General features: G+C 68.4%; 23 protein-coding genes. 10 read left to right on the top strand and 13 right to left on the bottom strand.

The window, feature by feature from the left end:
* Window positions 1-31: 31 nt before the first annotated feature.
* The 4 genes from queE to fnrL all read right to left on the bottom strand — a co-directional run bounded on the left by queE (window position 32) and on the right by fnrL (window position 2,637).
* On the bottom strand, window positions 32-742 hold the full coding sequence (gene queE / locus JHW48_RS02560; protein ID WP_119887129.1) for a 7-carboxy-7-deazaguanine synthase QueE: 711 nt from the start codon (window positions 740-742) through the stop codon (window positions 32-34).
* Window positions 739-1,092, bottom strand: coding sequence for a 6-pyruvoyl trahydropterin synthase family protein (locus JHW48_RS02555; protein WP_119887128.1), 354 nt, complete (start codon window positions 1,090-1,092; stop codon window positions 739-741). Before JHW48_RS02555 ends, queE begins: the two co-directional genes overlap by 4 nt.
* Window positions 1,092-1,796 carry a 7-cyano-7-deazaguanine synthase QueC gene (gene queC, locus JHW48_RS02550; RefSeq protein WP_119887127.1) on the bottom strand — a complete coding sequence of 235 codons (705 nt, stop codon included), beginning with the start codon at window positions 1,794-1,796 and terminating at the stop codon, window positions 1,092-1,094. Before queC ends, JHW48_RS02555 begins: the two co-directional genes overlap by 1 nt.
* 85 nt (window positions 1,797-1,881) lie before the next feature.
* Window positions 1,882-2,637, bottom strand: coding sequence for a transcriptional regulator FnrL (gene fnrL, locus JHW48_RS02545; RefSeq protein WP_240637918.1), 756 nt, complete (start codon window positions 2,635-2,637; stop codon window positions 1,882-1,884).
* A gap of 44 nt (window positions 2,638-2,681) precedes the next feature.
* On the opposite strand from fnrL, the gene hemN reads away from it, so the two are divergent.
* A complete protein-coding gene (gene hemN / locus JHW48_RS02540; RefSeq protein ID WP_119887125.1) occupies window positions 2,682-4,037 on the top strand; it encodes an oxygen-independent coproporphyrinogen III oxidase in 1,356 nt (451 codons plus the stop codon).
* Window positions 4,038-4,043: 6 nt separating this feature from the next.
* On the opposite strand, the gene polA is transcribed toward hemN, so the two are convergent.
* Complete coding sequence (gene polA, locus JHW48_RS02535; RefSeq protein WP_240637917.1) at window positions 4,044-6,857, bottom strand: DNA polymerase I; 2,814 nt, start codon at window positions 6,855-6,857, stop codon at window positions 4,044-4,046.
* 57 nt (window positions 6,858-6,914) lie between these two features.
* Between polA and JHW48_RS02530 the strand changes: the two genes are divergently transcribed.
* On the top strand, window positions 6,915-7,094 hold the full coding sequence (locus JHW48_RS02530) for a DUF2256 domain-containing protein (RefSeq protein ID WP_119887124.1): 180 nt from the start codon (window positions 6,915-6,917) through the stop codon (window positions 7,092-7,094).
* Window positions 7,095-7,143: 49 nt separating this feature from the next.
* On the opposite strand, the gene JHW48_RS02525 is transcribed toward JHW48_RS02530, so the two are convergent.
* Window positions 7,144-7,332: a zinc-finger domain-containing protein gene (locus JHW48_RS02525; RefSeq protein WP_119887130.1), complete on the bottom strand. Its 189-nt coding sequence runs from the start codon at window positions 7,330-7,332 to the stop codon at window positions 7,144-7,146.
* A gap of 148 nt (window positions 7,333-7,480) precedes the next feature.
* Between JHW48_RS02525 and JHW48_RS02520 the strand changes: the two genes are divergently transcribed.
* On the top strand, window positions 7,481-8,404 hold the full coding sequence (locus tag JHW48_RS02520) for an ABC transporter ATP-binding protein (RefSeq protein ID WP_119887123.1): 924 nt from the start codon (window positions 7,481-7,483) through the stop codon (window positions 8,402-8,404).
* On the opposite strand, the gene JHW48_RS02515 is transcribed toward JHW48_RS02520, so the two are convergent.
* Together JHW48_RS02515 and JHW48_RS02510 are read right to left on the bottom strand one after the other, a co-directional pair.
* Complete coding sequence (locus tag JHW48_RS02515; RefSeq protein ID WP_119887122.1) at window positions 8,401-8,772, bottom strand: HIT domain-containing protein; 372 nt, start codon at window positions 8,770-8,772, stop codon at window positions 8,401-8,403. The genes JHW48_RS02520 and JHW48_RS02515 overlap by 4 nt on opposite strands.
* A 13-nt stretch (window positions 8,773-8,785) precedes the next feature.
* Window positions 8,786-10,363, bottom strand: coding sequence for a DUF5928 domain-containing protein (locus JHW48_RS02510; RefSeq protein ID WP_119887121.1), 1,578 nt, complete (start codon window positions 10,361-10,363; stop codon window positions 8,786-8,788).
* A 165-nt stretch (window positions 10,364-10,528) separates the two neighbouring features.
* On the opposite strand from JHW48_RS02510, the gene JHW48_RS02505 reads away from it, so the two are divergent.
* The gene (locus JHW48_RS02505) at window positions 10,529-11,347 is read left to right on the top strand and encodes a sulfotransferase family protein (protein WP_119887120.1); all 819 of its coding nucleotides are present in this window, start codon (window positions 10,529-10,531) and stop codon (window positions 11,345-11,347) included.
* A 13-nt stretch (window positions 11,348-11,360) separates the two neighbouring features.
* Here the strand turns inward: JHW48_RS02505 and dps are convergent, their stop codons facing one another.
* From dps to ndk, 5 genes are all read right to left on the bottom strand, one after another.
* Entirely contained in the window at window positions 11,361-11,834 is a 474-nt protein-coding gene (gene dps, locus JHW48_RS02500; protein ID WP_119887119.1) for a DNA starvation/stationary phase protection protein Dps, read from the bottom strand.
* Window positions 11,835-11,973: 139 nt separating this feature from the next.
* Entirely contained in the window at window positions 11,974-12,207 is a 234-nt protein-coding gene (locus tag JHW48_RS02495) for an acyl carrier protein (protein ID WP_111299847.1), read from the bottom strand.
* Window positions 12,208-12,355: 148 nt separating this feature from the next.
* On the bottom strand, window positions 12,356-13,093 hold the full coding sequence (gene fabG / locus JHW48_RS02490) for a 3-oxoacyl-ACP reductase FabG (RefSeq protein ID WP_119887118.1): 738 nt from the start codon (window positions 13,091-13,093) through the stop codon (window positions 12,356-12,358).
* Window positions 13,094-13,155: 62 nt separating this feature from the next.
* Entirely contained in the window at window positions 13,156-14,082 is a 927-nt protein-coding gene (gene fabD / locus JHW48_RS02485) for an ACP S-malonyltransferase (RefSeq protein WP_119887117.1), read from the bottom strand.
* Between the two features lie 128 nt (window positions 14,083-14,210).
* Window positions 14,211-14,633 carry a nucleoside-diphosphate kinase gene (gene ndk / locus JHW48_RS02480; RefSeq protein WP_119887116.1) on the bottom strand — a complete coding sequence of 141 codons (423 nt, stop codon included), beginning with the start codon at window positions 14,631-14,633 and terminating at the stop codon, window positions 14,211-14,213.
* Window positions 14,634-14,800: 167 nt separating this feature from the next.
* Here ndk and JHW48_RS02475 point away from each other — a divergent pair, with 167 nt between their 5' ends.
* The 6 genes from JHW48_RS02475 to ureC all read left to right on the top strand — a co-directional run bounded on the left by JHW48_RS02475 (window position 14,801) and on the right by ureC (window position 19,984).
* Window positions 14,801-15,871 carry an AI-2E family transporter gene (locus JHW48_RS02475; RefSeq protein ID WP_272835727.1) on the top strand — a complete coding sequence of 357 codons (1,071 nt, stop codon included), beginning with the start codon at window positions 14,801-14,803 and terminating at the stop codon, window positions 15,869-15,871.
* Between the two features lie 109 nt (window positions 15,872-15,980).
* Window positions 15,981-16,739 carry a GNAT family N-acetyltransferase gene (locus JHW48_RS02470; protein ID WP_119887229.1) on the top strand — a complete coding sequence of 253 codons (759 nt, stop codon included), beginning with the start codon at window positions 15,981-15,983 and terminating at the stop codon, window positions 16,737-16,739.
* A 117-nt stretch (window positions 16,740-16,856) separates the two neighbouring features.
* Complete coding sequence (locus JHW48_RS02465) at window positions 16,857-17,669, top strand: urease accessory protein UreD (RefSeq protein WP_205961961.1); 813 nt, start codon at window positions 16,857-16,859, stop codon at window positions 17,667-17,669.
* A 4-nt stretch (window positions 17,670-17,673) separates the two neighbouring features.
* Window positions 17,674-17,991: an urease subunit gamma gene (locus JHW48_RS02460; RefSeq protein WP_119887231.1), complete on the top strand. Its 318-nt coding sequence runs from the start codon at window positions 17,674-17,676 to the stop codon at window positions 17,989-17,991.
* Entirely contained in the window at window positions 17,988-18,302 is a 315-nt protein-coding gene (locus JHW48_RS02455; protein WP_119887232.1) for an urease subunit beta, read from the top strand. The genes JHW48_RS02460 and JHW48_RS02455 overlap by 4 nt, the downstream gene beginning before the upstream one ends.
* Window positions 18,299-19,984 (top strand): urease subunit alpha, encoded by a 1,686-nt coding sequence (ureC, locus tag JHW48_RS02450; protein WP_119887233.1) that lies wholly within the window; start codon window positions 18,299-18,301, stop codon window positions 19,982-19,984. Before JHW48_RS02455 ends, ureC begins: the two co-directional genes overlap by 4 nt.
* Window positions 19,985-19,997 lie beyond the last annotated feature (13 nt).

Here is a 19,997-nt window from a genome sequence, read left to right as displayed (position 1 = left end):
CCCCGGCCGTCGCGGGACGCAAATTGCGGCGTCAGACCCCGCGCTGGTTGCCCCACAGCAGCACATGCAGCTGCGGCAGGACCCGCACACCGAACCAGCCATCAGCGGTGACCATCTCGACCAGCCATAGCAGCCGGTCGGCCACGTCCTGGGCGGCCACCGGCCGGTCGGGGTCGGTCTCGGGATTGCCCGGCTGCAGATAGACCGGCAGGCCCGGATGATCCGCCGCGATCCGCCGGGCAAAGGCGTAATCCTCGGCATCGAAGATCACCATCTTCAGCACCATCGCCCCCGCCCCCTGCCCCGCCGCGATGCAGGCCGCCAGGGCCTCGGGGTCCGGCACCTCGCCGCTGGAGGGCGGCTTGGGGCTCAGGACCAGCATGTCCAGCCCCGCGAACCAGTCCCGCGCGACCGAGCCCTGGGTCTCCAGCGCGGTGCGGTATCCTTCGGCCCGGGCACGGGCGACCAGCTGGCCGAAATCCTGGATCGCCGGGTTCCCGCCCGAGATCGACAGCGTCAGCGCCCGCCCGCCCGACAGGCGCGCGACTTCGGCCCAGATGGCCTCGGTTGTCATGGGCGCCCAAGCGTCGCGATAGGCACTGTCCACCGCATGCATCGAATCGCACCACGAACAGCGATAATCGCAGCCGCCCGCGCGCACGAAGACCGTAGGCTCGCCGATCAGCGCACCCTCGCCCTGGATGGTGGGGCCGAAGATCTCGGCGATACGAAGAGGCTTCATGGCCGGTATTCCGCCCAGGTCTTGGGCGTCTCGCTGACCCGGACGGCCGCGGTTTCTGGCCAGCGCGCCCTGCACCAGTCATGCAGATGCCGGGCCAGGGCCTCGGCCGTGGTCGGGCCTTCGATCACATCGTTCAGGTGGCGGTGATCGAAATGCTCGTCCAGATAGGCCTTCAGCGCCGCCAGTTCATGGAAATCGCGCACGAAGCCGTCGCCGTTCAGCGCGGGCGCCGCCAGTTCGACCACCACGACGTAGTTATGGCCATGCAGCCGCGCGCATTGGTGATCGGCGGGCAGGTGATCCAGCACATGCGAGGCGCTGAAATGGAATTCCTTGGTGATCCTGAACATCAGGCCCCTCCGGCATGGGCGGCCAGGGCGGCGCGCCAGTAATCGGGATCGGCGTAATCGGTGGGGTCCGCGACCCCGGCCAGGTGAAAGGCCTCGCGCCGTTCGACGCAGGTGCCGCAGCGCCCGCAATGACGGTCCCCGCCCTTGTAGCAGGACCACGTCCGCGCAAAGGGCGTGCCAGCCGCCGCACCGGCGGTCACGATGTCGGCCTTGGTGGCATGCACGAAGGGCACCTCCAGCGCGATCTCGGCATAGCCCTCCAGCGCGGCGCGCTGCATGGCGGCGAAGGCGTCGGTGAAGCCTGGCCGGCAATCGGGATAGATGAAGTGATCGCCGCCATGGACCGCCGCCGCCACCGCATCGTCGCCCTGCGCGGCGGCGATGCCGAAGGCCACGCTCAGCATGATCGCGTTGCGGTTGGGCACGACCGTGACGCGCATCGTCTCCTCGGCGTAATGGCCGTCGGGGACCGCGACATCATCGGTCAGCGCCGATCCGGACAAGGCCGCGCCCAGGCCCGACAGATCGACCAGGTGGAAGGGCACCGCCAGCCGCGCCGCGCAGTCGCGCGCGAAATCCAGCTCCTTGCGGTGGCGCTGGCCGTAATCGAAGCTGACGATGCGGGCCAGCCGGCCTTGGGCGGCCAGGACATGGGCCAATGATACGGAATCAAGCCCGCCCGAACAGACGAGAGCAGTCTTCATGATGTGAACCCTTGTTTTTGTGACCCGGGTAGGCTGCGACCGGGAAGGCGCCGCCTAGCATGGGCGGGCGCCGGGGAAAAGGCCCTCAGTCGGGCAGGCCGCCATCGCTGTCATCGCCCGATTCCTCGACCAGGCGGGCATAGTCGGGCAGGACCAGGCCGCGCTTGCCGCGCACCTCGATCACGCCGTCCTGGCGCAGGGCGGTGATCTGGCGGCTGACCGTCTCGATGGTCAGGCCCAGGTAATCGGCCATCGCCTCGCGCGTCAGGGGCAGCTCCATCTCGATGCGACCCTGGGCGGGCTGCTTGTGGAGCGCTGCCTGCCTGCGGGCGATGATCGCGATGAACGAGGCGATCTTTTCCCGCGCCGTCTTGCGCCCCAGCAGCAGCATCCATTCCCGCGCGGCGTCCAGGTCGTCCAAGGTCATGTCCAGCAGGCGATGGGCCAGCTGCGGCGTCTGGCGCATCATCTGGTCGAACGGCCCGCGCCGGAAACAGCACAGCACCACATCGGTCGCCGCCGTCGCGTCATAGGCGGCGCGGTCGCGCCCCGGCCGACCCAGGAAATCGCTTGGCAGCAGCAGGCCGACCATCTGGCGGCGCCCATCCTCCAGCGTATGGGTCAGGGTGGCGACGCCGGTGACGACGGATGCCACGAACTCGGTGCGGTCACCCTCCCACAGGATGGGCTGGCCCGCCTGATAGCTGCGGTAGAACTTCATCTGTTCCAGCCGCTCCAGCTCCGGGCCCTCGCATTGGGCGCAGACGGCGCGATAGCGGATGGGACAATCGCCGCAGCGCGCATCGCCCGACGGGGCATCGTCGGTCCGGCGGGGTTTGATCTGGGTCAAGGCGGGTTTGCACATCCTGATCCAATGATAGGCCCATGGAACAGCTTTCGCAACGTGAACTGAACGGTCTGCTGGAGGCGCGGGCGCCGCGCTATACCAGCTATCCCCCCGCCACCCAGTTCCGGCCCCTGATCGGGCCGGATGTGGTGGCGGGCTGGCTGGGGGCGGTGGCGCCGGGGACGCGGATCTCGCTTTACCTGCATGTGCCCTTCTGCCGGCGCCTGTGCTGGTTCTGCGCCTGCCGCACGCAGGGGACGCGGACCATGGCCCCGGTGCGCGCCTATGTCGACAGCCTGATCGCCGAGATCGCGATGCTGCGCCGCGCCCTGCCGCGCGGGGTCGCCCTGTCGCGGCTGCATTGGGGCGGGGGGACGCCCACGCTGCTGACGCCCGATCTGATGACCCGGCTGGCCGATGCGATCGACGACGCCTTTCCCCGCGCGCCGGGGGCCGAATTCTCGGTCGAGATCGACCCGGCCGAGATCGACGCCCCGCGCATGGCCGCGCTGGCCCGGGCGGGGATGAACCGCGCCTCGATCGGGGTGCAGGATTTCGACCCGGTGATCCAAGAGGCCATCGGCCGCCCGCAGGACCTGGCCATGACCGACCGCGCGGTGCGGCTGATCCGCGATCACGGGGTGCGGGGCCTGAATGCCGACATCCTCTATGGCCTGCCGCATCAGACCGGGCCGCGCATGGCCGACACGGTGCAGAAGCTGCTGGCGATGCGGCCCGACCGGGTGGCGCTTTACGGCTATGCCCATGTACCGTGGATGTCGCGCCGCCAGGTGATGATCCCCGAGGACAGCCTGCCCGACGGCGCGGCGCGGCTGGCGCTGTTCGCGACGGCGCAGTCGCTGTTTCGGCATGACGGCTATGTCCCCATCGGCATCGACCATTTCGCGCGGCCCGATGACGGGCTGGCGGTGGCCGCGGCGCAAGGGCGGCTGCGGCGGAACTTTCAGGGCTATGTCGATGACGGGGCCGGGCTGCTGCTGGGGCTGGGGGCGTCGGCGATCTCGCGCTTTCCGCAGGGTTTTGCGCAGAACGCCCCGGCCACCGGCGCATGGCAGGCGGCGATCCGCGAGGGCCGGCTGGCCACCGCGCGGGGCCATGCCTTCACCCCCGACGATGGCTGGCGCGGCCGGGTGATCGAGGCGCTGATGTGCGATTTCCGCGCCGATCTGGCCCGGATCGCCGCCGATCATCAGGTCGATCCGGCGGTCGTGATCCAGGCCGCAGCCCCGGTCGTGCAGCGCTTCGCCCCCCGCGTCACGCTGGAGGATGGGGTCCTTCGTATCCTGCCCGAGGGCCGCCCCCTGACGCGGCTGGTCGCGCAGGGGTTCGACGCCTATGCCGCGCCCGCGGGCGCCCATTCGACGGCGGTCTGAGGCGCGTCAATGCGCCTCGGCCCAGGTCGCCCCCTGCCCCGCATCGACGACCAGCGGCACGGACAGGCGGACCGAGGGTTCGGCCGCCCCCTCCATCACGTCGCGGGCGCGGTCGATCAGGGCGTCGGCGGCGCCCTCCTCGACCTCGAAGACCAGTTCGTCATGGACCTGCAGCAGCATCCGCGCAGGCAGATCGGCGATGGCATCCGGCATGCGGATCATCGCGCGGCGAATGATGTCGGCCGCAGCCCCCTGGATTGGCGCGTTGATGGCCGCGCGCCGCGCGCCGCCCGCCGCGGGGCCGGATTGGTTGATGCCCGGCGTATTGATGCGCCGCCCGAACAGGGTCGTCACATACCCGTCCTGCTTCGCATCCGCGACCGTCTTGTCCATATAGGCGCGGATCTCGGGGAAACGCTCGAAATAGGTGTCGATGAAGCTCTGCGCCTCGGCCCGCGGGATGCGCAGGTTCCGGGACAGGCCGAACCCCGAGATGCCGTAGATCACCCCGAAATTGATCGCCTTGGCCTGACGCCGGATCATGGGGTCCATCCCCTCGACGGGGACGCCGAACATCTGGCTGGCGGTCATGGCATGAATGTCGATCCCCTCGCGGAAGGCCTGCTTCAGCGCCGGGATGTCGGCCACATGCGCGAGGATCCGCAGCTCGATCTGGCTGTAGTCCAGCGCGACCAGCCGGTAGCCCTCCGGCGCGATGAAGGCCTGGCGGATGCGGCGCCCCTCCTCGGTCCGGATGGGGATGTTCTGCAGGTTCGGCTCGGTGGATGACAGCCGCCCCGTTTGCGCCCCGGTGATCGAATAGCTGGTATGGACGCGCCCCGTCTCGGCATTCACATAGGTGGGCAGCGCGTCGGTATAGGTCGATTTCAGCTTGCTGATCTGGCGCCAGTCCAGCACCCGCGCGGGCAGGTCGTGGCCCTCGGCGGCCAGATCCTCCAGCACGTCGGCGCTGGTGGAAAACGCCCCGGTCTTGCCCTGCTTGCCGCCGCTCAGTCCCATCTTGTCGAACAGGATCTCGCCCAGCTGCTTGGGGCTGCCTATGTTGAAGCTCTGCCCCGCCAGCCCGTGGATCTCATCCTCCAGCCCGGCCATCTTCTGGGCGAAGGCGTTCGACATGCGTTTCAGCACGTCCGTGTCGATGCGGATGCCCGCCATCTCCATCTGCGCCAGCACCGGGATCATCGGGCGTTCCAGCGTGTGATAGACGGTCGAGACCCCCTCCACCGGCAGCATCGGCGCGAAATGCTGATAGAGGCGCAGCGTGATATCCGCATCCTCGGCCGCATAGGGGGCGGCCTTGTCGATGGCGACCTGGGCGAAGTTGATCTGGCTCTTGCCGGACCCGATCAGATCCTTGATGGGAATGCATTTATGGCCCAGATAGCGTTCGGCCAGCTCGTCCATGCCGTGATTGTGGGTGCCCGCGTTCAGCGCATAGGACATCAGCATCGTATCGGCGACCGGGGTCACCCGGATGCCGTGGCGGGCCAGCATCTTCCAGTCGTATTTCAGGTTCTGGCCGATCTTCAGGATCGACATGTCCTCCAGCACCGGCTTCAGCGCGGCCAGCACGGTCGCGGGGTCCAACTGGCCGTCAACCCGCGCGGATTGCCCGAACAGATCGTCGCCCCCCGCCACATGGCCCAGGGGGATATAGCACGCCCGCCCCGGCGCTGTGGCCAGGCTGATGCCCACCAGATCGGCCTGCATCTCGTCCAGGCCCGTGGTCTCGGTGTCGATGGCGACCTGCCCCGCGTCGCGGATTGCCGCGATCCAGGTGTCCAGCGCATCAGGGGTGGTCACCGTCTCATAGCCCGCCACGTCGATGGCGGGCTGGTCCGGCGCGGCGGGGGCCTCGCTGGCGGGCGCGGCCTGCACGGCCGGGGCCTCGGCGCCCAGGCTCTCCGCGACCCGATTGGTCAGCGTGCGGAACTCCATCTCGGACAGGAATGCCAGCAGGCGGTCGGCATCAGGCGCCTTCACCTCAAGCGACTCCAGCGTCACGTCCAGCGGCGTGTCGCAATCCAGCTGCACCAAGCGCTTGCTGATGCGGATCTGCTCGGCATGCTCGATCAGGGTCTGGCGCCGTTTGGGCTGCTTGATCTCCTCGGCGCGCTCCAGCAGCGTCTCCAGATCACCGTATTCCTGGATCAGCAGGGCCGCGGTCTTGATGCCGATGCCCGGCGCGCCCGGCACGTTGTCGACCGCGTCACCGGCCAGCGCCTGCACGTCGACCACGCGGTCGGGTCCGACGCCGAACTTCTCGAAGACCTCGTCGGGGCCGATCAGCTTGTTCTTGATGGGATCCAGCATGTCGACGCCGTCGCCGATCAGCTGCATCAGGTCCTTGTCGCTGCTGATGATCGTGGCCGTGCCCCCGGCGTTGCGGGCGGCAACGGCCATGGCCGCGATGATGTCGTCGGCCTCATAGCCCTCGGTCTCGATGCAGGCGATGTTGAAGGCGCGGGTCGCGTCGCGGGTCAGCGGGAATTGCGGGCGCAGATCCTCGGGCGGCTCGGGGCGCTGCGCCTTGTAGGCGGGATAAATTTCGTTGCGGAAGGTCTTGGACGAATGGTCAAAGATCACCGCCGCATGGGTCGGCGCGGTATGCCCGTCATCGGTCTGCACATAGCGCCACAGCATGTTGCAGAACCCCGCGACCGCACCCACCGGCAACCCGTCCGATTTGCGCGTCAGGGGCGGCAGCGCGTGATAGGCGCGAAAGATGAAGGCCGATCCGTCGATCAGATGCAGATGACAGCCCTTGCCGAAACGCTCGCCCATGATCACCTCATCCATGCTGGTCAGGGCCGCCTTGTGCCATGACCCGCGCCGATCTTCCAGCGGGGATGCTTGATGCCCAAGATGCGCCGAAAATCCGACCTGCCCCGCAAGACCTGCGCGGCCTGCGGGCTGCCCTTCACCTGGCGCAAGAAATGGGAGCGGGACTGGGAGAACGTGCGCTACTGCTCGGACCGCTGCCGCAGGGCGAAACCCGCGGGCGGGGCGCCGGGCGGCCGCGCCGCCCCGGTTTGACGGCCCCCTCGATGGGGGGCGTCGAACCGAGCCGCGCCAGGACGGAGGATCAGTGCTCGTCGCCCGCGTGATCGCGGTCGATGACGAAGCGCTTGTCGCAATAGCCGCAATCGACAAAGCCCAGATCCGGGCTGATCGCCAGCCAGACCCGCGGATGGCCCAGGCCCAGGGCGTCGTCGCCGTCGCAGCAGACCCGCCAGCGGGTCACCACCTCGGTCACCGGGGCCGGTCGGCTCAGCGCCTCGGGGCCGGTTTCGGTGGACAGCGGGGTCTCGGGCGTCACATGCTGCGTCATGGCTGGCCTTCTTGTGGCGGCGTGCTTCATCTGGTCTAACCCCCATTAGCGCAGCGCCGCCTGCCTTCGCAAGCTCTGCTAGGAAGCACCCATGCCCGACGCCATCCAGATCAGCGGTCTTCGCAAGACCTATGCCGCCCAAGGCAACGCGCCCGAAAAGCACGCCCTGAAGGGGATCGACCTGACCATCCCGGCGGGCAGCATCTTCGGCCTTCTGGGTCCCAACGGCGCGGGCAAGTCCACGATGATCAACATCCTGGCCGGGCTTGTGAACAAGACCGCGGGCCGGGTCACCATCTGGGGGTTCGACCAGGACGTGAACCCGCGCCAGTCGCGCGCCGCCATCGGGGTCATGCCGCAGGAGCTGAACATGGACCCGTTCTTCACCCCCCGCGCCAGCCTGGAGGTCCAGGCCGGCCTCTACGGCGTGCCGAAATCCGAACGCTGGACCGACGAGCTGCTGGAGCTGGTGGGCCTGACCGATCAGGCCAATGCCTATGCCCGCGCCCTGTCGGGGGGCATGAAGCGGCGGCTGCTGCTGGCCAAGGCGCTGGTCCACCGCCCCCAGATCCTGGTCCTGGACGAACCCACCGCCGGCGTCGACATCACCCTGCGCGAGATGCTGTGGAGGAACGTCCGCCGCCTGAACGACCAGGGCATGACCATCATCCTGACCACCCATTACCTCGAAGAGGCCGAGCAGATGTGCGACGAGATCGCCATCATCAACCATGGCGAACTGATCGTCCGCCAGCCCACGCGCGACCTGCTGGCCCGGACCGACGGCAAGACCCTGGTGCTGGAGACCGGCGGCGACGCCCCGATCCCGCCTCTGCCCCAAGGCGCGCGGGCCGAGACGCGGCCCGACGGGCGTGTGGCGATCACCTATGCGCCCTCGCGGCTGCGCGCCGACCAGATCCTCGACGTGCTGCGCGCGGGCGGGGTGCCGATCCTCGACGTCGCGACCGAACAGCCCGACCTCGAGGATGTCTTCGTCGAACTAACCCGCGACTAGCGCGCGCCCAGCATCGGCCCCATCACCGCGCCGCCCAGGATGTGCAGGTGGAAATGCGGCACCTCCTGCACGCCATGGCTGCCTGCATTGGTGATGGCGCGGAACCCCTCGCCCCGGTCCAGCGACAGCCCCTCCATCGCGCAGACCTCGGCGCAGAGCCGCATGAAGCCCGCGATCTCGGCCTCCGAGGCATTGGCCGCGAAATCGTCGAAGCTGACATAGGCCCCGCGCGGGATCACCAGCACATGGCTGGGCGCCTTGGGGTTGATGTCGCGAAAGGCCAGCGCGTGATCGTTCTGGGCGACGGTGTCATTGGGGATCTCGCCCCGCAGGATGCGGGCGAAGATGTTGCTGTCGTCATAGGCCATGTCGGTCCTTCCTTCAGTCTGCGAAAAGATGCGGCGTCTCGGCCAGGGCCTGCGCCGTGTCGGGGGGCACGGCCAGGAATGCGGCCAGCGCTTGGGCGTTGCGTTCGGGCGGGGCCTGTTCGCTGATGATGCTCAGGTTGCGGAACCCCGCCTCCTTCAGGCGGTCGGCCTCATGTTCCAGATCGCTGCGCACCACGGGCAGCAGCGCCTCGACGATCTCGGGGGGGGCATCGGCGCTGACCAGCCCGACCCGGCCCATATGGCCGCGGATGTAATCGTCGTCGAAGCGGCTGTCCACGAACAGCACCCGCGTCTCGGCCCGGTCCTTGTCGAAATCCGCGATCAGGTCCAGCGCCGATGGGTCCACGCAAAAGACCAGCCGGTCGGCCTCGAACTGGTCGAACATCAGCTTGACCAAGGCGCGGCGATGGCGCGTGCGCTTGTCCAGCGAGGTGGCGACGCCGCCCATGTCGGGCAGGTGCGCATCCTCCTCGTTGAAGACGTAATCGACGGCCGGGATCGGGGTCAGCCCGCGGATGGCATCGGTCAGGCGTTTCGCGATGTGCCATTTCTTGGCCACCACGATCTGGACCACCCGTTCCGCGCCCAGGCTGCCATCGGTTTCCCAGAAGCGCGGCGCGAAGCGGCGCCCGACCCGGCCCCGCCCGGTCAGGAAGGTGAACAGCCGCCGCCCCTCGGCCGCGATGGTGAACTGCTGCCCCTCGGCCTGCCACAGCGCCCCGAGCCGCGCGCGCAGGTCCAGCGCCTCGGGACTGATCTTGCGGGCGAACAGGTAATCCTGGCGCAGCAGGAAATCGTAATGGTCGTTGTAGAAGGTCGTGGGCATCCCGTAATCGCTGAAGATCAGGAAGGTCAGCGTGCGGGTGCGGATCTGGCGCTTGGGCACCAGATGCGCGACCAGGGTCTGAAAGAAGGTCTCGTCCGGGATCCAGGTCGTGCTGAAGAACCGCGGGATCTCGGGGCGGTCGCGGATCAGGGCCAGGATCGCCTCGACCGTCTGGCGGCGCAGGCACCACCATTGCGACCCGATCATCACCTGCAGGTCGCGCGGCACCGCCCGCGTCAGGCCGAACCGCCGCTGCAGGTCCATGCTGGCATAGAACAGCCGTTTCTGCCGCCGCTCGTTGAACCAGTGGCGATAGATCAGCCGCTCCTCCTTGAGGCCGATCTTGATCCAGTCGCCCTTGTGGAAATCGAAGCTCTCGATGTAGTCGCAATCCTCGGCATCCAGGACGCGCCGCGCATATTCCGCCGACTTGATGGGCATGCAGTCGCCCGACAGCATGTAGAAATGGGTGGCTTGGGGAAAGGCCGCCTCGGCCGCGCGCAGGGCCTCCAGGGTGGCGGCGACCAGGGACCATTCGCCCCACCCGCATCGCACGCGCCGCCGCGCGAAGACGACGCCGGGATGATCGGCCAAGGCGTCGCGCACCTGCTGGAACATCGCCTTGGGGGCCCGCCGGTCGAAATGGATCGCGACATAGTCGCCCGTGGCCGTCAGCCGCCGCGCCTGGTCGATCACCCCGTCGGGGTCCTTGTGGGTCAGCAGGATAAAGGCGATCCGTGCCATCGTCAGCGCGCCCTCCGAAGGTCGATTGCGTCGAATCCAACGCAGGGCGTTGAAATTGTCGGATGGTTGAGGTTTGTGTGTGTCATCATTTCCGCGTTCGGGACAAGCAGGGCGATCGGCGCCGCGCTGTCAACCCCGGTCGACGCAATCAGAGCGAGTATCAGGATGGGTTTCCCCGGCGTTTGGATGACGGAAAGTGAAAGTCTGGTCTATCGAGTCGTGCCGAAATGCGCCTGTTCGACGATCGGGCAGATCATGTTCTATTCGGACCACGGGCGCTTCTTCGACGGCGACATCCACGATTCCACCGACGGCATGCACAAATGGGCCCAGGATCACAGCCATGATCCGATCGAACGGGCGGTCCGTGCGCGCAAGGGGGTGACCTTCACCTGCGTGCGCAACCCCTATGCGCGCATCCTGTCATCCTTCTTCGACAAGATCGCGGGCATCCAGCGCAACGGCCGCCGCTATCGCGGCAACCTGGTCCCGCAGCTGATGCAGCGCTACGGCATCGACGTGGGCAGCCCGGAAAACGGTTTCGATTTCGACCAGATCGCCAGCTTCCGCCGGTTCCTGCTGTTCGCGCGCGACACCGTGCGCTTCCGCAAACCGATGGAGCCCGACATCCACTGGTCGGCCATGTCCGGCCATATCTCGACCTTCATCGTGAATGGCGGGCGCTACGACCGGATCTTCTTCACCGAGGCCTTCAACGACGGCATGCAGAAGGTCCTGGATGCCGCCGACAACCCGGTCGAGGTCGATCTGGCCCAAGTCCCGCGCTTCAACGAATCGGAAGGTCACGGGCCCAAGCGGGCCCATAAGGTCAGCGATTATTTCGACGACCTGTCGCGGCACCTGATCTGGGAAATCTACAAGGACGATTTCCAGCTGTTCCGCTATGACTTCGACGACCCCGACAACAAGATGCCCCTGGGCGAGGTCGACCTGGACGAGGTGCACGCCAAGCTGGGCCGCTGAGGGCCCGACCGGGTCACTCCAGATGGCTCTCCAGGAACCACAGGTCCTTGTCGGCGGTGCGCGAGGCCGCGGTCAGGATATCGGCCGTATCCTCGTCCCCCGCATCGCCCACGGCGGCGATCGCTTGGCGCAGATTGGCCCCATGCGCCCGCATCCGCGCACAGATCGCCCGCAGGTGATCCTCGGCCTTGGTCAGGTCGGTGGGATAAGGCTCCAGCCCGGATGCCTCGGCCACGACCTCGGCGGTGCCGCGGGCGGTGCCGTCCAGCTGCTGGACGCGCTCCGCGAATTCGTCCAGATGCGGGTCCAGGTTGGTGCGCACCGTGTCGAACAGCTCGTGGATGGCGATGAAGTTCGGGCCCTTCACGTTCCAATGCGCCTGCTTGATCGCCAGCGCCAGGGCCAGCCCGTCGGCCAGCCGGCCGTTCAGCTCGTCGATCGCCGTCTTGCGGGCATTGTCGCTCAGGCCTTCCAGATTGACCGGCATCGCGGCCTCCTTCTTCCAATGGGTCACGGCCCCAACACCGCCCCGTCGGACCGGGTTCCGCGCATGAAAAAACGGCGCCACGCGATGCGGGCGCCGTTCAGGCCGCAACCCCCGCAAGGGGGCCGCGCAAGGGATGCGATCAGACCGCGCCCTTGATGAAGTTCACCGCGTCGCCGACGGTCTGGATGGTCTCGGCGGCGTCGTCGGGGATCTCGATCCCGAACTCTTCCTCGAAGGCCATCACCAGCTCGACGGTGTCGAGGCTGTCGGCACCCAGATCGTCGATGAACGAAGCGGATTCGACCACCTTGTCCTCGTCGACACCCAGATGCTCGACCACGATCTTCTTCACGCGATCAGCGATATCGCTCATGTCATATCCTCATTGTCGCGGGCATCCGCCCAGGTTTTGCGCGGGCACGACGGCCCGGTTCAGCCCAGGGCGGTTCCCCTGCTGCCAAGGGCCGGGATATAGCACCCATGAACCCTCATGCAACCGCTTTTGCACAGGCCAAGCGGGCTCAGACCATCGCCATGCCGCCATTCACATGCAGCGTGGCCCCGGTGACATAGCCCGCCGCGGGGCTGGCCAGATACAGCACGGCGGCGGCGATGTCCTCGGGACGGCCCATGGCGCCGGCGGGGATCTGGGTCAGGATCTTGCCCTTCTGGTCGTCGGTCAGCTTGTCGGTCATGGCCGTGGCGATGAAACCGGGCGCCACGCAGTTCACGGTGATCCCGCGGCTGGCGACCTCATAGGCCAGGGATTTCGACATCCCCACGACCCCCGCCTTGGCGGCGGCATAGTTGCCCTGCCCCGGATTGCCCGTGGCCCCCACGACCGAGGTGATGTTGACGATCCGCCCCCACCGCGCCTTCATCATGCCCCGCAGCACCGCGCGCGACAGCCGGAAGGTGCTGGTCAGGTTGACCTCCAGCACCTGGGCCCATTCCTCGTCGGACATGCGCATGAACAGGTTGTCGCGGGTGATGCCGGCATTGTTGACCAGGATGTCGACCGAACCCATCGCCTCGGCGGCGGCCTTGGGCAGCGCCAGGACGGATTCCGCATCCCCCAGATCCGCGGTGACCACATGGGCCCGCTCGCCCAGCTTCTCGGCCAGCGCGCGCAGCGGCGCCTCGCGCGTGCCCGACAGGGCGACGGTCGCGCCGGCCCCGTGCAGCGCCTCGGCGACCGCCCCGCCGATCCCGCCCGACGCACCCGTCACCAGCGCGCATTTTCCCGTCAGATCGAACATCCCAAAGCCTCTTCTTCGTTGTGCAAATACCCCGGGGTCCGGGGCGGAGCCCCGGTCCGCCCTCAGCCCTTCAGCGCCGCCAGATCGGCGGGGGCGCCCACATTGCGCACGGTCGCGTCCTTGCTGATGCGCCGGATCATGCCCGACAGGGCCTTGCCCGCGCCGATCTCCCAGAACTCGGTGACGCCGGCCTCGGCCATGTTGGCGATGGATTCCCGCCAGCGCACCGTGCCGGTCACCTGCTCGACCAGCAGGCGGCGGATGGCGCCCGGCTCAATCACCGCCTCGGCGCGGACATTGGCGATCAGCGGCACGGCGGGGGGCTGGATGTCCACGCCCGCCAAGGCATCCGCCATCACCGCGGCCGCGGGCTGCATCAACACCGAATGGAAGGGCGCCGACACGGGCAGCATCAGCGCGCGCTTGGCGCCCGCCGCCTTCATCGCCTCGGCCGCGGCCTCGACCGCGCCCTTGTGCCCCGAGATCACCACCTGCGCGGGATCGTTGTCATTGGCGGCCTGCACGACCTCGTCCCCGCCGATCTCGCGGCAGATGCGGTCCACGGTCTCGAAATCCAGGCCCAGGATGGCGGCCATCGCGCCCTGGCCCACCGGCACGGCCTCCTGCATGGCCTGGCCGCGCAGGCGCAGCAGCCGCGCCGTGTCCGCCAGGCTCAGCGACCCCGCCGCACAGAGCGCCGAATATTCGCCAAGCGAATGGCCCGCCACGAAATTGGCGTCCATGATGTTGATGCCCTCGGCCTCCAGCGCGCGGAAGGCCGCGATCGAGGTGGCCATCAGCGCGGGCTGCGCGTTCTGGGTCAGGGTCAGGGTGTCGGCGTCGCCCTCCCAGATCAGCACCGAGAGGCTTTCGCCAAGCGCCTCGTCGACCTCGTCGAACACGTCCCGCGCGGCGGGATAGGCCCCGGCCAGTTCGCGCCCCATGCCGATCGTCTGTGCACCTTGTCCCGGAAACACGAATGCCCGCATGGCACCCCCCTGATAACGTTGCGTCCCCCGTGGCATAGCCGCTGCGGGGCGCTGCCGCAACCAAGCGCGCCAAAGAGAAACGGGGCCGCAGGGACCCCGTCCGTCCGTTCCATGCCTTGCGGCGGGTCTCAGCCGACCAGTTCGAGGCCCGAGAAGAAGAACGCGATCTCCTCCTTGGCGGTCTCGGGGGCGTCCGAGCCGTGGACCGAATTCTCGCCGACCGACAGGGCGAATTCCTTGCGGATGGTGCCGGCATCGGCCTGCTCGGGATTGGTGGCGCCCATCACTTCGCGGTTCTTGGCGATGGCGTTCTCGCCTTCCAGAACCTGCACGACGACGGGTTCGGAGGCCATGAACTCGACCAGCTCGCCATAGAAGGGACGGTCCTTGTGGACCTCGTAGAACTTGCCCGCCTGTTCGGCCGACAGCTTGATGCGCTTCTGCGCGACGATGCGCAGGCCGGCATCCTCGAACTTGGCGTTGATCTTGCCGGTCAGGTTGCGGCGGGTGGCGTCGGGCTTGATGATGGAAAGCGTGCGTTCGATGGCCATGTCTTCACCTTGTCATTGTCGCGGGCTATGCCCGCCGTGATGGGAAATCCGCGTCCGGTTAACAGGCTTGCCCCGCGCGGGCAAGATCGCCACGCTTGCGGAACCCGACCGACACCACCACCCGGAGACCCGATGACCCAGCCCCCCTGCCCGCGGCCCCGGCCCCCATGCCCCCCGGCCCCGCACCCTCGGCCCCAGAACGCGCGATCACGCCCGGCACGCTGATCGCGGTGGCGGTCCTGACCGTGCTGCTGGCCGCGTCCTGGTTCTGGGCGGATGTCCTGCTGCTGGTCTTTGCCGCGGTGCTGATCGCGGTGGCGCTGCGGGCGGGGGCGGGGATGCTGCACCGCTGGCTGGGGCTGAACGTCAAGATCGGGGTGATCGTCGTCATCTTGGCGGTGATCGGGGCGCTGGCCGCCGTGGGGCGCGTCGCGGGCCAGGCCGTGGCCGAACAGTTCGCGGAACTGGCCGCCTCGGTCCCGGAGGCCTGGGCCGGGGTGAACGACTGGCTGAGCTCCAGCGAGATCGGCACCAGCCTGCAGGAACAGATCGAGGATGCCCCCGACATGACCGATCGCGCCGCCGAGATGGCGCAGCGCCTGCCCGACCTGTTCCAGACCCTGTCGGGCGCGGTCAATGCCACGGTGGGCAGCGTCTTCTCGATCTTTTTGATGCTGATCCTGGCGCTCTATATCGCGATGGAGGCGGAACGCTATCGCCAAGGCACGATCATGCTGGTGCCGCTGCGCCATCGCGACCGCGCGGGAAACATCCTGGACGAGATGGGCCGCAACCTGGCCCTTTGGATGGGCGGCCAGGCGCTGGACATGCTGGCCGTGGCGATCCTGGCCGGGCTGGGGCTGTGGATGCTGGGCGTGCCCTTGGCCTTCATCTTGGCGCTGATCGCGGGGCTGACCAACATCATCCCCATCGTGGGGCCGTTCCTGTCGGGCACGATCGCGGTCCTCTTCTCCTTTACCCAGGGGTTCGAGCTGGCGGTCCAGGTGGCGATCCTCTTCATCGTGATCCAGCTGATCGACGGCGAGATCATCCTGCCGATGATCCAGCGCTTTGCCGTCAGCCTGCCCCCGGCGCTGACGGTGGTGGGGATCATGGCCTTCGGCGGGCTGTTCGGCCTGGTCGGCATCCTGCTGGCGACGCCGCTGCTGGTGATCCTGATCGTGCTGGTCCGCCGCGTCTATGTCGAGGACGTTCTGGGCGACCGCCTGCCGGACTGACGGCCCGGCCCGGCGGTCCCGCGAAAGGACGTCGTGATTCCGACATGCGGGCGCGCTATGGTGCCCGTGCCTTCCGCGGGGGGCGCGCCTTCAGCGTGGGGATTGCCGCATGACGCCGATGATCCGGGGCCGGTACACCGCCCGGCTGGCACGGGACCAGGCCGATCTGCGGGATGCGCAGCGCCTGCGCTGGCTGGCCTTCGTCGCCCGGACCGGCCAGGCCGATGACGGCCACGCGACTGAGGCCGACGCGCTGGACCCGCAATGCAGCCATATGCTGATTCGCGACGCCGAGGGCCGGCTGGTCTGCAGCTTCCGCTTCCTGCCTTTGGAGAACGGATCCCAGATCGCGCGCAGCTATTCCGCGCAGTTCTACGACCTGGCCGCCCTGCAGGATTTCGACGGGCCGATGGTCGAGATGGGGCGCTTCTGCCTGCATCCCGACTGCCGCGATCCCGACGTGATCCGGCTGGCCTGGGCGGCGCTGACGCGATTTGTCCATGACAGCGGGACCGAGATGCTGTTCGGCTGCTCCAGCTTTCTGGGATGCGAGCCCGAACCCCATGCCCAGGCCTTCGCCATGCTGCGCGAACGCCACCTGGCGCCGCGCCGCTGGTGGCCGCGGGTCAAGGCGCCGCAGGTCTTCCGCTTTGCCCGCGGCGCCCGGCAGGCGGCCGATCCGCGCCAGGCCATGGCCGCCATGCCGCCCCTGCTGCGCAGCTACCTGGCCTTGGGGGGTTGGGTCAGCGACCATGCGGTGGTCGATCCGGTGCTGCGGACCATGCATGTCTTCACCGGGGTCGAGATCCGCGCCATCCCCCCCGCCCGCCGCCGCCTGCTGAGCGCCATGGCTGAACAGCCCGCCTGATCGTCAGGCACCCTGCCCGCCGATTGGGCAGACGCCCCGCCTCTGCCCAGCCCATCGGCAGAAATCGCCCCTCCTGCGATTGACCTGGCGCCCGACCCGGCGCCCCTTGCGGCCATGTTGGACGCCCGCCCCCCCGTGACCCAGATGCAGCGCAGCCAAGGCGCGGCGCAAGTCGTCATGGGCCGACGCGGGCTGATCGATCTGGCGCAGCGCGGATCAGCCAAGGCGATGCTGCCGCGCATGACCGCGGGCCTGCCCGAGATCGTGTTCCTGAACACCTCGGGCGGGCTGGCCTCGGGCGACCGGCTGGAATTCGGCGTGACCCTGCGCCCGGGCACCGCCGCCTTGGCCACCACCCAGACCGCCGAACGCGCCTATCGCGCCGAAGGCCCCCCGGCGCAGGCCCGCGTCACCCTGACCCTGGGCGCCGATGCCCGCCTCGACTGGCTGCCGCAGGAGACGATCCTCTATGACGGCGCGCGGCTGGACCGGGTGACCTTGGTCGATCTGGCCCCCGGCGCCAGCTGCCTGATGATCGAGATGCTGGTCCTGGGCCGTCTGGCCATGGGCGAGCGCCCGACCCGCATCGCGCTGAGCGACCGGCGCGTGATCCGGCGGGCGGGCCGCATCCTGCATCACGACGCGCTGGCCTTGGACGATGCGGCGCTGTCGCGGCTGTCGAACCATGCGCTGACCGGCGGGCGGCCTGCGATGGCCAGCCTGGTGCTGGCCGCGCCCGACGCGCCCGACCGGCTGGCGGCGCTGCGCGCGGTCCTGGACGAACCCGGCGTGGATGCCGCCGCATCCGCCCCGCCGGGGCGGCTGGTCCTGCGCGCGCTGGCGGGCGACGGCTGGCCTTTGCGCCGACAGATCGCCCGCGCGCTGGCCGCGCTGCGCCCCGACCCCCTTCCCCGAACCTGGCAGGTGTGACGCCATGAACCTTACCCCCCGCGAACGCGAGAAGCTGATGGTCTCGGTCGCCGCCATGGTGGCGCGCAACCGCCTGGCCCGCGGCGTCAGGCTGAACCATCCCGAGGCCATCGCCCTGATCACCGATTTCGTGGTCGAGGGCGCCCGCGACGGCCGCTCGGTCGCCGATCTGATGCAGGCGGGCGCGCATGTGATCCGCGCCGATCAATGCATGCCCGGCATCCCCGGCATGATCGAATCGGTCCAGGTCGAGGCGACCTTTCCCGACGGCACCAAGCTGGTGACCGTGCATCACCCGATCCGCGACGAGGCCCCCGAATGACCCATCCCGTCCCCGGCCAGATCATCACCCCCGACGGCCAGATCGCCCTGAATGCGGGCCGCCGCACCATCACGCTGATGATCGCCAATACCGGCGACCGCCCGATCCAGGTCGGCAGCCATTACCATTTCGCCGAGACCAACCCCGCGCTGGATTTCGACCGCGAGGCCGCGCGCGGCATGCGCCTGGCCATCCCCGCAGGCACCGCCGTCCGGTTCGAGCCCGGCCAGTCGCGCGAGGTGACGCTGGTCGATTACGCGGGCGACCGGATCGTGCACGGCTTTCGCGGCCGGATCGGGGGTGCGCTGTGACGACGCTGTCCCGCGCCGATTACGCCGCGCTCTACGGTCCCACCACCGGCGACCGCATCCGCCTTGCCGACACCCAGATCATCATCGAGGTCGAACGCGACCTGACCATCCCGGGCGAGGAGGTCAAGTTCGGCGGCGGCAAGGTCGTCCGCGACGGCATGGGCCAGTCCCAGATCACGCGCGCGGGCGGCGCGATGGACACGGTCATCACCGGAATCGTGGTCTTTGACCATCAGGGCATCGTCAAGGCCGATGTGGGCATCCGCGACGGGCGCATCGCGGGCATCGGCAAGGCGGGCAATCCCGACACCCAGCCCGGCGTGACCCTGATCATCGGCCCCGGCACCGAGATCATCGCCGGCGAAGGCCGCATCCTGACGCCCGGCGGGTTCGACTGCCACATCCACTACATCTGCCCGCAACAGGTGGATCATGCACTGCATTCCGGGGTCACGACCCTGCTGGGCGGCGGCACCGGCCCCGCGCATGGCACCTTGGCCACGACCTGCACGCCGGGGCCGTGGCACATCGCCCGCATGCTGGAGGCCTGCGCCGAGCTGCCGGTGAATATCGGCATCGCGGGCAAGGGGAACGCCTCGCTGGCCGCGCCCTTGGAGGAACAGATCCGCGCCGGCGCCTGCGCGCTGAAGCTGCACGAGGATTGGGGCACCACGCCCAAGGCCATCGACACCTGCCTGACCGTGGCCGATGCGATGGACGTGCAGGTGATGATCCATACCGATACGCTGAACGAATCGGGCTTTGTCGAGGACACGATGGCCGCCATCGGCGGGCGCACCATCCACGCCTATCACACCGAAGGCGCGGGCGGCGGGCATGCCCCCGACATCATCCGCATGGTCGGCATGGCGAATGTCCTGCCCTCGTCTACGAACCCCACGCGCCCCTATACCGCCAACACGGTCGAGGAGCATCTGGACATGCTGATGGTCTGCCATCACCTCGACCGCCGCGTCCCCGAGGACGTGGCCTTTGCCGAATCCCGCATCCGCAAGGAGACCATCGCCGCCGAGGATATCCTCCACGATCTGGGTGCCTTCAGCGTGATTTCCTCGGACAGCCAAGCGATGGGCCGGATCGGCGAGGTCATCATCCGCACCTGGCAGACCGCGTCCAAAATGCGCCAGCAGCGCGGGCGGCTGGAGGGCGAGCAGGGCCAGAACGACAACCTGCGCGCCCGCCGCTATATCGCAAAATACACGATCAACCCGGCCATCGCGCATGGGGTCAGTACCCATATCGGCTCGATCACGCCCGGCAAGCGCGCCGATCTGGTCCTGTGGTCGCCCGCCTTCTTTGCGGCCAAGCCCGAGATGGTGCTGGTCGGCGGGCAGATCAGCGTGGCGCAGATGGGCGATCCCAACGGCTCGATCCCGGTGCAGCCGATCTTCTCGCGACCCATGTGGGGGCATACGGGGCGTGCCTCGGCTCTGTTCCTGTCCCGCGCGGGGCTGGAGGCCGGGGCCGCCGGCCATCTGTCCAAGACTCTGATCGCGGTGGAAGACACCCGCGGTATCGGCAAGGCCGACATGGCGCTGAACGACGCCATGCCCGCAATCGAGGTCGATCCCGAAACCTACGAGGTCCGCGCCGATGGATCTTTGTTAACCTGCGAGCCCGCGACGGAACTGCCGCTGGCGCAACGCTATTTCCTCTTTTGAGGGAGGACCAGAC

The sequence above is a fragment of the Paracoccus aestuarii genome (genome assembly GCF_028553885.1).
GTDB classification, from domain to species: Bacteria; Pseudomonadota; Alphaproteobacteria; order Rhodobacterales; family Rhodobacteraceae; genus Paracoccus; species Paracoccus aestuarii.
Note: the sequence above shows the minus strand (reverse complement) of the source record. Positions and strands in the feature narration are given on the sequence as shown.